At 29.8% G+C, this 2,056-nt stretch carries 1 protein-coding gene; it reads left to right on the plus strand.

Annotated features, from left to right (window positions below; all coding sequences use genetic code 11):
* Positions 1 to 157: 157 nt before the first annotated feature.
* On the plus strand, positions 158 to 1,972 hold the full coding sequence (locus tag CI949_RS20235; protein WP_089722715.1) for a TonB-dependent siderophore receptor: 1,815 nt from the start codon (positions 158 to 160) through the stop codon (positions 1,970 to 1,972).
* Positions 1,973 to 2,056 lie beyond the last annotated feature (84 nt).

Here is a 2,056-nt window from a genome sequence, read left to right on the forward strand (position 1 = left end):
CTGCCTAAAAGGATAACAGCCATCTTCGAGACAGGAATGGTTGTGGGCTATTTAAGTATTTATAGACACCCTCAATTTACCTGGGTGTCTTTTTCTATTATATAGCCTATTTTGTCTAGGGTGGCTGTGAGCAGACAAAAACAAGGAGGAATAGTTAATGTTAAAGAAAAAAGTTTTAGTCATGCTTACAGCACTTTTAATTTTAGCAGTGCCGGTAAGTGCGCAGGAAGAAGTTGTGGATTTAGAAGAAGTTGTTGTGACAGCAAGTCGTTATGAGGAAAGTATTATGGAAACTCCGGTCAGTATTGAAGTTATTGATCAGGAGGAGATTGAAGAGAGCAATGCTCAGAATTTGGCAGATCTTCTTCAGGATGCTGGTGGAGTTTATATCAAAAATTTTAGTGGTTTAACAGGAAAAAAAGATGTAATAATTAGAGGGGCGAGACAAGATCAAATATTATATTTATTAGATGGACAGCCACTAAATAGTCCTCAGGATGGTATTATTAGGTTAGAGGATATTCCTATTTCTATTATTAAAAGAATTGAAATCTCTAAGTCTGCCTCATCATCAATTTATGGAGCAAATGCTATGGGTGGAGTAATTAATATTGTAACTCAAGATACTGATAAAGATAATGAAACAGAGATTAATTTTGGTTTAGGTTCATATAACACTCAAAATTATATTGTGACAACAAATTATAATTTTGATAATTCTTCAATTTTTATTTCTTATGATAAATTGAGTAGTGATGAACATCGAGATGATCCAGATCAAAAGTCATCTTTAGATCGTGATGATATATTTTTGAAATACAAGTATAATTTAAGTAAGATCTCTAATGTAAATATTACATATCGACATAATAACACTGAATCAAATTATCCTGGCTCAGAGGCTAATGATGATTATGGTTTTCGTGACGATCAGGATGAAAATATAAAGATATCTTTAAATCAAAATTTAGAAAATCGTGATAGAACATTTTTAGTATATAATAATGAGCGAGAAATGTATGATAAGACTAGGAGTACCTGGAGTTTGACTGGATATAACACAACAGATATAGATATTTCTAAAAGAGGTTTTAATTATAAAGAAACAAATTATTATTTTGATAATCATACAATAAATTATGGTTTTGATATAATAGAAAACAAGGTTGAAGATAATACAATATCAATTAACAATAAATATGATAATCTAAATAAGGCTCTTTATATACAGGATAAATTTAGATTAAATAATAATATCTTTGTTTATGGTGCTAGATACGATGACCATGATGAATATGGATCTAATCTTAGCCCTAAACTTGGATATATTTATGAAATAAATGATAATTGGAATTTCAATTTTAATTATGGTGAAGCTTTTAGAGCACCAACATTCCTTGATTTATACACTGGATTTGGTAATAACGAGAATTTAAATCCAGAAGAAGCTAAGACTTTTGATATTGGATTTAAATATTCAGATTCAATCTGCAGAAGAGAAATTACATTTTTTAGAAGAAAATTTGATCAGTTAATTACTTATAATTCTAATACATTGAGGATGGAAAATATCGATGAAGCTGATATTAAAGGAATAGAGTTTTTAACATCAAGAACTTTTGATGATAATTGGAATATCGATTTTGCTTATACTTACCTAGAAGCCAGAGATGACAGTGTTGATGGTCAGTCATTAAATATGCCATATAATCAGCTTGCTTTAAATTTAAAATACAGAACTGAAACTTATAAAGCGGTATTGGACAATAGATATGTTGATGAAACAAACTCTTATGGTGGAGGCAAAGTAGACTCATATTTTATCTCTGATTTGAAATTATCAACTAATATAGATAAAAATAAAGAGTTAGCATTTGAAATCAACAATCTCTTTGACAAAGATTACGAAGTAGTGGACGGTTATCCGATGCCAGGCCGCAACTTTATGGTTAACTTAAGCACCAAATTCTAGTTAAACCTACAAATTAACTTATAGAAAGGATGATGATAATGAAGAATAACAAAATAATATATCTAACAGCCTTCCTCTTATCAT

It is taken from the genome of Halanaerobium sp., assembly GCF_003070835.1.

What these genes read in the sequence shown, in the direction of transcription:
- CI949_RS20235 (WP_089722715.1), top strand. Translation starts at nt 158, where the DNA reads ATGTTAAAGAAAAAAGTTTTAGTCATGCTTACAGCACTTTTAATTTTA.